This is a genomic window from Mucilaginibacter sp. dw_454 (assembly GCF_018449775.1).
GTDB lineage: Bacteria > Bacteroidota > Bacteroidia > Sphingobacteriales > Sphingobacteriaceae > Mucilaginibacter.
Genome location: NZ_JAAVVB010000004.1, coordinates 410,853 through 420,983, shown reverse-complemented (window position 1 = coordinate 420,983; position 10,131 = coordinate 410,853). Strand labels below are relative to the sequence as shown.

The following is a 10,131-nucleotide window of genomic DNA, read 5'->3' as shown; positions in this document are numbered from 1 at the left end:
CGTGACGATCTCCGTAACGCGTTCGTGTATAGATATCTCGCTATGCTCGATATGACAATTTTGTTTTATATCAAAAGAGAAAAATTTGAGCACATTATTACAACGCGCTACCCTGCACTACACCGGTATTCAATATTTTTTGGTCGATGTAATATTGGATCTCTGATTTTTTTAAACCCCAGTTTGGTGCAATGAGCAATTCACGGTCGCTCAGGCCGAAAAGACGCTGGATAACCACATCAGGGCGCACCAGCGGAAGCAACTCGCACAGAAATTGCGCGTACTCATCCAGTTCAAAAAGCTTGAAGGGTTCGCGTTTGTATTTTACGCCCATTACCGAGCCTTCAACAATATGCAGGTGATGGAATTTTACAAATTTTATCTGCGGATGCTTGTTAATCTCATCAGCATATCTCAGCATCATTTCCTTAGTTTCCCAGGGGAAACCGAAGATGGTGTGTACGCAAATATCAAGTTTGCTGTTCTCTACCAGTTTCAGGGCAGTCAGCAAATCTTCATGGCTACAGCCACGGTTAATCTGGTTCAGCGTATCGTTATAAATGCTTTCCATGCCCATTTCCAGGTCCACGTCGAAACGGTCGGTATAGCTTTCCAGCAGGGCTATCTTTTCGGCGTCGATACAATCAGGGCGGGTACCTACCGATAGGCCTACAATATCCTCGGGGCAATAGCTCAGCGCTTCATCGTACATCATTTTTAAATAATGTACCGGCGCATAAGTATTGGTATTAGGTTGAAAATAGATAATGAATTTATCGGCCTTGTTGCCTTTGCGGGCGCGTTCCATACCCTCAATAACCTGCTGTTTCAAATTAGAAGCGTTGCGACTAACCGACGGCGTAAACGAGTCGACATTGCAATAGGTGCAGCCACCATAGCCCTTGCTGCCATCGCGGTTAGGGCAGGTAAAGTTACCATCAACAATAACCTTAAACACACGGTGCCCCGGGTACTTTTCTTTAAGCCACGGCCCGTAGTTATTATACCCCTTCTCCCAAATACTTGCTGATGTGTCTGTTAACTGCATTGGGGCAAAGATAGGGAATAGAGACTAGAGATTAGTGATTGGAGGTTAGAGATTAGTTTTTTCTTTGTCATTCCACACTCAACTAAAGAACGTCATGCGAGGAACGAAGCAATCTCTAAGCCGTTGTTGGTGTTATCACCAACAACGGCGCGGGGGCAATGCGGCTAATCATTGCAATTAAACTTGTTGGTGATAACACCAACATTTTGCCGAGTCCCCCCGCGTTAGTGATTGCAGCGGATACCGGCCCAGCGCTTAAGGCCTTGCGGCGTATGAGCGAAAAGCACGGCCCGCCTAAAGGCGGGAACGCCCTAATAATTAAGACGCTCACAAAAAAACATCTTCAAACCCGGCATGCAGGTCATCGCCCCAGAAAAAAGAACTGCCACATATACTTATCCCCAAATAAAATCGCAAAATCACAATAATCACCAAACGAATGCTTTACAATTTCGATTTGACGGCAGAATGTGTTAATTTTGCCGTTCAAAAACAAATTAAACGCTATGTCATCAGTAGAGACCGCTTACACCAAGTACAAAGTAAAAGACATTTCTTTAGCCGAATGGGGCCGTAAAGAAATTGGTTTAGCAGAAGCAGAAATGCCGGGCCTTATGGCTCTGCGCCACGAGTTTGGCGCTTCAAAACCATTAAAAGGTGCGCGCATTGCAGGCTGCCTGCACATGACCATCCAAACCGCCGTGTTAATTGAAACATTGGTTGAGTTGGGTGCCGAAGTTACCTGGTCATCATGTAACATTTTTTCAACTCAAGATCATGCTGCTGCGGCTATTGCTGCTGCCGGTATCTCTGTTTACGCCTGGAAAGGTTTAAACGAAGTTGATTTTGATTGGTGCATTGAACAAACATTATTCTTTGGCGAGGACCGCCAGCCATTAAACATGATCCTGGACGATGGTGGTGATTTAACCAACATGGTATTTGATCGTTATCCTGAGCTGGTTGCTAACATCAAAGGTTTATCAGAAGAAACTACCACCGGCGTACACCGCTTATATGAGCGCGTTAAAGCAGGTACATTGCCTATCCCGGCAATTAATATTAATGACTCTGTAACCAAATCAAAATTCGACAACAAATACGGTTGCCGCGAATCATTGGTTGACGCGATCCGTCGTGCTACTGATGTGATGATGGCCGGTAAAGTTGGTGTTGTTTGTGGTTATGGCGACGTAGGTAAAGGTTCTGCTGACTCATTGCGTAATGCAGGTGTCCGTGTTATTGTTACCGAAATTGACCCTATTTGCGCATTACAAGCAGCTATGGAAGGCTTTGAAGTTAAAAAATTAAGCACTGCAATTGCAGAGGCTGACATTGTAGTTACTGCTACCGGTAACATGAACATTGTACGCGAAGAGCATTTCCGCGCGTTGAAAGATAAAGCTATTGTTTGTAACATCGGTCACTTTGATAATGAGATTGACATGGCCTGGTTAAACGGCGCTTACGGCAACACCAAAATCGAGATCAAGCCACAGGTTGATAAATATACCATTAATGGTAGCGACGTTATTGTTTTGGCCGAGGGCCGTTTGGTTAACTTAGGTTGTGCCACCGGCCACCCTAGCTTTGTAATGAGTAACTCGTTCACCAACCAAACTTTAGCTCAATTAGAGCTTTGGACAAACGCCGGTGCTTACGAAAACCTGGTTTACACTTTACCTAAACACCTGGACGAAAAAGTTGCCCGTTTACACCTGGCTAAAATTGGTGTTGAACTGGAAGTACTTGACCAGGATCAGGCTGAATACATCGGCGTGACTGTTGATGGTCCGTTTAAACCGGAGTATTACCGTTACTAATTAGATTCAAGAGACGAGAGTCAGGAATCAAGATAAGAAAAGGGCGTGATTTGAGGATCATGCCCTTTTTTGTTGGGTGATGTTTTTATTTTTTGTCATTGCGAGCGCGGCAATCGCGAACTATGTCGATTACTTTTCTCCTTGCGATTGCCACGCTTAGCTCGCAATGACAACAGGAGAACGAAAACCAACTCTCTCCCGCCACGTCATCCTGAGCGTAGCGTGAGGATCTCTAAACGAGCGGACGGGAACGCGCTCCGGAGATCGTCACGCTCGTTCCTCGCTCACGATGACGTGATGGTGAGTTTGAAAAACGTTTGCCCTTTCTCCCGCCACATCATCCTTAGCGTAGCGTGAGGATCTCTAAACGAGCGGACGGGAACGCGTTCCGGAGATCGTCACGCTCGTTCCTCGCTCACGATGACGTGATGGTGAGTTTGAAAAACGTTTGCCCTTTCTCCCGCCACGTCATCCTGAGCGTAGCGTGAGGATCTCTAAACGAGCGGGGAACGCGCTCCGGAGATCTTCACGCTCGTTCTTCGCTCACGATGACGTGGTGGGGAGTTTGAAAAACGTTTGCCCTTTCTCCCGCCACGTCATCCTGAGCGTAGCGTGAGGATCTCTAAACGAGCGGACGGGAACGCGCTCCGGAGATCGTCACGCTCGTTCTTCGCTCACGATGACGTGGTGGGGAGGGCCTTAAACAAAAAAGCCTGCCACTTCATGTGTGGCAGGCTTTTCTATATTGATTAAGCTGATTACAACTCAAACTTTATCGCATTAAATAACAACAACGCGTCAATAGGTTTGGCTTTGTCGTTTTTGAATACGAAGTAGATATCGTGGATGCCCGGCGTATCTTTCACATCGGTTTTTGTCCAGTTTTGATTTTTAGGTTTGGCCTCCAGTTGCTCAAATGCTGCAGAGCCAATTAGCGTACCGGTTGGCGAATCGATATGCACCTCGATAGTACCACCCGGGTTGTTCTCCAATGCAGTGGCATAAGCTGCCAGCTCCATATGTTTAATGGCAGTCAGGTCGATTTTTTTAAACTCAACATAACCATCTTTACGGGCAACCACGTTGGTCGAGCCATCTAAACCGTTAACCTTGGTAAATGCGTTTTTAATAACCGGTGCAGTAGCTGCGTAAACTACCGGGTTATGCAGAATAATGGTTGTTGCTGTGGTTTGTTTAGGGATGTTTTTATTGCCCTTATCGGTATAAGCTGCGCGGATCAAATAACTGCCGTTACCATTATCATCAGCAGGAACATTTGGCGTAAAGCTGCCTTTAACCGGCATGGTGTTAATATTGTTGTTGGTGATGTTGATGATGTAGTTAACAATAGTACGTGCATCATTCAGCGTAATGCCAGGGTGAGCAGGCATATCTACCGGGCGGTTCCAATGGCCACGGCCACCACCACGAATAACGTGGGCAAGGCGTTCAATCTCAACCGCATTACCTTTGTATTTGTTAGAGATATCGGTAAAGCTTGGCGCTACGTTAACGGCGTTTATGCTGTGGCAATTTTTACAATCGGCATTGCCAATTAAGGTGCGTGCCACGGCAAATTGCGTTGAAGCGTCGACACTGCTTTGCTCTTGCGCCACTTGTACGTAGTCAAAACCCTCAGAAGTATAGTTGATACTCATAGAAACCTGTGCCGGGGTAATACCGCCTGATGCCAGGCTGCCGTCTTCTTTATCGCTCACGGTTACGTTATAGTCGAACGGTTTGCCGTTGAAATAGAATGAGCTGTTGCTGCTCAAATCAACCGCAACCTGCGGCGCTTCGTTACCGGCAATGATCTTAACCGATTTACTGTTCTTAGCACCGTGCGAATCGGTTACGGTTAAAGTCGCCATATACACACCAGCCTTAGTCATGGTAACTGCCGGGTTAGCTACAGGGTAGATTTTAGGCGCAACACCCGGAGAAGTTACTTTCCAGCTGTATTTCAAAGCATCGCCGTCAGCATCATAAGTACCTGCTGATGATAACGTAATTTTCAACGGAACGGTACCACCTTGTTTATTGGTTGATGCCATTACAACCGGCTTACGATTACCTGAGTTATACTCTATACGAACCAGTTTTGCATTATCGCTCTTACCGAACCATACACTGCCGTACTCTAATACATAAAGATCACCATCTGGACCAAACTTCATGTCGATAGGCTCAATAGGGTGATAGCTTGGCAAGAATTGCTCCATGCCTTCGTAATCGCCATTCAATTTCATAGAGATTGCCATGATCCAGCCGCGGGCCAAATCTGTAGCTAACCATTTGCCCTCATAATATGCGGGCCATGGGCGTTTAGCCAAGGGACGGTCGCTGCGGTGATAGATAGGGCCACCAACTGAACAGCGGCTACCACTACCCACCAGCGGGAACTCAGGCGAAGCCGAATATGGATAATAAATAAATGGGGGCGCAACGGCAGGCAATTCTTTTAAACCGGTATTGTTAACCGAGTTATTCATTGGCTTTTTAGGGTCTTTACCGGGACCGGCTTCACCATCTTCATAGTTAAAGATAGGGTATGGCGCATTCGGACCAACAAAGTATGGCCAGCCAAAGAATCCCGGTTTGCGGGCCTGGTTCAGCTCGTCATAACCTTTAGGGCTGATTTCGCTGTCTTCGGTAGCGTCAGGGCCGATATCGCCCCAATATAAAAATCCTGTTTTGCTGTCGACAGATGGTCTCCATGGATTACGGTGACCCATGGTATAAATTTCAGGCCGGGTTAACGGCGTACCTTTAGGGAATAAGTTACCGGCCGGGATAGTATAAGAACCATCAGCCTCGGGGTGAATTTTCAAGATCTTACCCAACAAGCTATTGGTGTTGGCAGTACCACGCTGATCGTCCCAGCTTGATTTTCCCGGGCGCTCATCTGTTGATGATGAAAGCAGTGCAGCTGTGTTGTTACCAACCGCCAAATACAAATCATGCTTAGCATCCCAGGTCATGCCACCACCTGTGTGGCAGCAAATTTCGCGCTGGGTAGCAAACTCCAGTATAGTTTTTTCTGAGCCTTTTACCAGGGCATCATCTTCAAATTTCCAGCGGGTAAGCATCCATTTCTTTTCTGTCGCGTGAGCATAGAAAGTATAGATAAAATGATTTTTGTCGAAGTCGGGATCAACCGTTAAACCCATCAAACCTTCTTCGGCTTCGGTAACCTTACCTGTTGCGCTGGTGTACTTGGTATTAACCGGCAGCGTGGCTATGGTTTTCACCATTTTGGTGATCGGGTCAAACAACTTAATGGCGCCTTTACGCTCGCTGATGAGCACGCGGCCATCACTCAATACCTCAAAGGTATTTGGCTCGTCCAGTTCGCCGGGGCGGGTTAGGGTAACCGGGGTAAAACGGCTTTCGTCTGGTTTCTTCGGGTCGTCATTAATGAAAGCGTAAGAAACCGCGGCAATACTCAATAATGCAATAGCAGATATTTTTAGGATGCTTGTTTTACTAAACATGATACTCTTTTACAGGATTTATACGGGCGGTAAATATAACAATTGCACCGTAACACTTCAACGCTTATTTGCCTTAGTTGTTGGCAAATGCCTGTTTGTAAGCAAAATGTTATGATTGGAATGGCGGTGACTCACCCGGTCTTTGCTTCGCTCGACCACCCTCTCTTCCGCAAGCGGGAAAGAGGGTTAGTAAAAGATATTGTCATTGCGAGGAGGAACGACGAAGCAATCGCACGCGTTTAAGCCGTCCTCCTTGCGATTGCCGCGCTACGCTCGCAATGACAAGAATTTTTCACCCTCTTTTCACCGAAGGTGAAGAGAGGGTCGCCCAGCGAAGCGTCGGCGGGGTGAGTCCTCCGTGCGATAAATTCACATCCTCCCTCAAATTCGCTATTTTTAACCGGCCAATTACCGTAACCATGAAATCAACCTTCGTACGGGCGACGCTTACAGCGTTTTGCTTTTCGCTAGTATTTACCACGAACTTGCTTGCGCAACAACCTGCTTACTTCATCGATGGTTATCATGGCGGCGTTTGGGGCCATTACCCGGATTGGAACACCCGCTTCATGGCCGACCAACTGACCAATCATCCCGACTGGAAGATCAACCTCGAGATAGAGCCTGAAACCTGGGCCGTAGCCAAACAAAAAGATGAAAAGGCTTATAACGATTTCCGTGCATTGTTTGCCGATCAATCCATTACCGGTCGGCGCATTGAATATGTTAACCCCGCTTACGGTCAAAGCTATCTATATAATATTAGTGGTGAGAGCATTATCCGCCAATTGGCCTACGGCATGGAAACCCTGCACGAGCATTTCCCGTCGGCGGTATTTACCACTTATTCATCAGAAGAGCCTTGTTTTACCAGCGCTTTGCCGCAGATCTTGAAATCGTTTGGTTTTAAGTACGCGTCTTTAAAAAATCCCAACACTTGCTGGGGCGGTTATACCCGTGCACATGGCGGCGAATTGGTTAACTGGATAGGTCCGGATGGTACTTCTTTAGTCACGGTGCCACGTTATGCAATAGAGGCTTTAAAGCCAGGCTCAACCTGGGAAACTATTGGCAACAGTAATAACAAAGCATTTATTGATGCAGCATTTAACGCCGGGATTCAGCATCCCGTTGCTTTTACCTTACAGGACGCAGGGTGGAAAGGCGGCCCCATGATGGGCGATGGTAAAGGCGGCTACCAACCAACCCAATACAAAACCTGGACAGACTACATCGAAAATTCATCCATCAAAATCCCAACCGAAAATTGGAAATTCTCGCAAGAGGATGTACTGACCAGCCTGGTGTGGGGATCGCAAATCTTGCAGCGTATTGCACAGCAGGTGCGGGTATCAGAAAATAAACTCATCACCGCCGAGAAGCTGGCTGCCATGGCCGCAGTTTATAAAAAGTCGGCCTGGCCAAAAGCTGCGCTTGACGAGGGTTGGACGCGGTTGCTATTGTCACAACATCATGATTGCTGGATAGTGCCTTATAATATGGGCCAGGGCAACACCTGGGCAGATAAGGTGGTAAACTGGACCGGCATCACCAATAAAAATACCGACAGCATTGCACAACATTCGAAGGCTTTACTTTCAGGGAGCACCGGCAATAAGGGCCAATACATCCGCGTATTTAATACTTTGGGCGTAAGGCGTAATGAAATTGTCAAGGTGGCTTTACCGGCAAACCTAGGCAGCAAAATCAGTGTATGGGATAACAAGAATCATGAAATATCAAGTCAGGTAGTTCGTGATACAGCCGGCTACTCCATGTTATTTAAGGCCGATGTTCCTTCAATCGGCTATGCCTCTTATCGCCTAAAAAAACAAAAACCAACCATTACCCCCGGGGCCAAAGCGTTTACGCAAACCGATGGCAGAGTACGGGTGGAAACCGATTTATATACTGCTTTGATTGATCCCGCCAAAGGTGGCACCATTCAAAGCCTGGTTGCTAAACAATTAGGCAATAAAGAGTTCGTTGACAAAACCAATGCCCGTAAATTCAACGAATTACGCGGCGACTTTTTTAAAGATGGCGGCTTCCATTCAAGTGCAGACCAACCTGCCACAGTTACCATTTTAGATAAAGGCCCGGCGCAGGTTAAACTGCAAATTAAAGGCATGATTGATCGTCATCCGTTTACGCAACTTCTGACTTTTACCCAAAGTCAAAGGCGCATCGACGTGCATTTAAAGATCAACTGGAAGGGCAATCCGGCGATAGGTAATCCGTACGGACAAACCGGCAAATACGAAGCAACATCGCTCCAAAAAGCTTTTTATGATGACCGCGATAAATTACTGGCTCTGTTTCCGCTCAATTTAAAAAATCAAAAAGTTTATAAGAATGCGCCGTTTGATGTTACCGAGAGCCGGTTGGATAATACCTTTTTTACCCGTTGGGACAGCATTAAAAATAATGTAGTGTTAAATTGGGTTGATGTAACTGATGCCAACAACACCTATGGTATGGCCATGTTGACTGACCATACAACCAACTATGCCCATGGCGAGGATTTTCCGCTGGGAGTGGACATTGCCTACTCGGGTGTTGGTTTGTGGGGGCGAAACTATACACTGAAATATCCTACCGAGATGAATTACGCGCTGATACCTCATGCAGGCAAATGGGACAAAGCCGGTATCTGGACGGAAAGCACGCGATTTAATGAGCCGCTGTCTGCTGTCATAACTGATAAATTGCCGGCGGCAAATGATTGGTCGCGTTCGATGATCTCAGGGACCCCTGGTCTGGAAATTTCGTCGGTAACGGTAGCTCGCCATGATTTATTGGTGCGCATATTTAATGCAGAAGGTGACGATCAGCCCAAAAAAATCAAACTAAATTTAAGTGTCGATAAAGTAGAATTAATTGAATTAAACGGCAAAATAAAAAAAGAATTGGCGGTTAATCAAACCGAAAAATCAGCCACAGAAACCAGCGTTAATTTACCCAGATTCGGCATCCGGACACTTAAGTTTGTCAACGCCATTCGTTAACTATTAATAAACCTAACAGGTAATATCACTTTATAAATGTTAGCTTTATTATAGACAACAACCAATTGCATTAATTAATTTAACCTTACGTAAAAGTCCTTATGATGCAACCGAAAGCTATACCCACAGCTAGATCATTCACTTTATTCACTTTTTGTTATCGCGATAGTAAAGAATAATTGTACCTTTAATATATCAAACCTATCTGAATGAAAAACAAGGAAACTACCATTCGCCAAATGAAATCAGATATCCAGGAGGCCTTAGTTCAGGAGCTTGAACACGCCAGGAATTTTTTATTGATCCAGGAAGAAGATATTGAACTAATCAAACAGCGTTTGCAGGTTTTAACACCGGCGGGCAGGTAATTCGCAATTAATTAGATTCCGCCTCCATTGCATAACGGTCATTATCCTTGATGGCCCAATCAACCATGGCACTCATAACCGGCGTTAATTCCTCGCCAGATTCACTTAACTTGTAGGTTACAAAAGGCGGCACTACCGGCTCTGCTTTACGAATCACCAAATTATCTGCCTCCATTTGTTTTAAATGTTGTATCAACATTTTCTCGGTAATAGTCGGTATCGCTCTGCGTAATTCGCTATAGCGCTTTGGGCCGCTAATTAATTGATACAGAATGATAGGTTTCCAATGCCCTCCAATTTTATTCATTACATAAGTAACCGGGCATCGCATTTCTGCATATGTTTTATTAATGTTTTGAGTGGAGCTTTCTTTTACCGCTGTCATAATTC

General features: G+C 45.8%; 6 protein-coding genes. 3 read left to right on the top strand and 3 right to left on the bottom strand.

Going from position 1 to position 10,131, the window contains the following annotated elements; genetic code table 11:
• Positions 1–97 precede the first annotated feature (97 nt).
• Entirely contained in the window at positions 98–1,048 is a 951-nt protein-coding gene (locus HB679_RS15160; RefSeq protein ID WP_214072846.1) for a TIGR01212 family radical SAM protein, read from the bottom strand.
• Between the two features lie 506 nt (positions 1,049–1,554).
• Between HB679_RS15160 and ahcY the strand changes: the two genes are divergently transcribed.
• Complete coding sequence (ahcY, locus tag HB679_RS15155) at positions 1,555–2,871, top strand: adenosylhomocysteinase (protein WP_214072845.1); 1,317 nt, start codon at positions 1,555–1,557, stop codon at positions 2,869–2,871.
• A 758-nt stretch (positions 2,872–3,629) separates the two neighbouring features.
• On the opposite strand, the gene HB679_RS15150 is transcribed toward ahcY, so the two are convergent.
• Positions 3,630–6,365 carry a PQQ-dependent sugar dehydrogenase gene (locus tag HB679_RS15150; RefSeq protein ID WP_214072844.1) on the bottom strand — a complete coding sequence of 912 codons (2,736 nt, stop codon included), beginning with the start codon at positions 6,363–6,365 and terminating at the stop codon, positions 3,630–3,632.
• Between the two features lie 419 nt (positions 6,366–6,784).
• Between HB679_RS15150 and HB679_RS15145 the strand changes: the two genes are divergently transcribed.
• Positions 6,785–9,373 (top strand): glycoside hydrolase family 38 C-terminal domain-containing protein, encoded by a 2,589-nt coding sequence (locus HB679_RS15145; RefSeq protein WP_214072843.1) that lies wholly within the window; start codon positions 6,785–6,787, stop codon positions 9,371–9,373.
• 209 nt (positions 9,374–9,582) lie between these two features.
• Entirely contained in the window at positions 9,583–9,741 is a 159-nt protein-coding gene (locus HB679_RS15140) for a hypothetical protein (RefSeq protein ID WP_214072842.1), read from the top strand.
• 7 nt (positions 9,742–9,748) lie between these two features.
• On the opposite strand, the gene HB679_RS15135 is transcribed toward HB679_RS15140, so the two are convergent.
• Entirely contained in the window at positions 9,749–10,126 is a 378-nt protein-coding gene (locus HB679_RS15135) for a helix-turn-helix domain-containing protein (RefSeq protein WP_214072841.1), read from the bottom strand.
• Positions 10,127–10,131 lie beyond the last annotated feature (5 nt).